Raw genomic sequence first — 498 nt, forward strand, 5'->3', positions numbered from 1 at the left:
GCCCCAGCCAATGCCCGGTTCGGTGCATATAAAAGCGCTTGTAGGACTCCGTCTCGATCACTGCATCCGGACTACCCTGGCACAAATTCAAATCGACAAACCCTTCAGCCAGTACCCGCAAAGCGGCCTGATGAGGCGCATCCCAATTGCTGCCCGGCCGCACCGCAGCAATTGCAGCCAGCTGGGCAGCAAGCACCAGCTGATAAACATCTTTCTGTACTGCAGAAAACGTGCCATTTACCGGAAAAGTACGCGTGATATCCGCTGCATAACCATGCAATTCGCACGCCGCGTCGATCAGCAACAGATCTCCTGCTTTCAGCTGCGCATCATTCTGAACATAGTGCAATACACAAGCATTCGCACCCCCTGCCACAATGGATGTATAAGCAGGGGCTTGCGCACCCTGCCGACGAAATTCATGGAGCAGCTCAGCTTCTATCTCATACTCGTACTTGTCAGAGCATGTTGCCTGCATGGCACGCCTGTGTGCTTTGG

At 54.0% G+C, this 498-nt stretch carries 1 protein-coding gene; it reads right to left on the reverse strand.

Going from position 1 to position 498, the window contains the following annotated elements:
• Positions 1-498: M24 family metallopeptidase (locus SQ11_RS15625; RefSeq protein ID WP_041515129.1), on the reverse strand; the 498-nt coding region annotated here is incomplete at both ends.

This window comes from Nitrosospira sp. NpAV (assembly GCF_000832065.1).
Lineage (GTDB): Bacteria > Pseudomonadota > Gammaproteobacteria > Burkholderiales > Nitrosomonadaceae > Nitrosospira.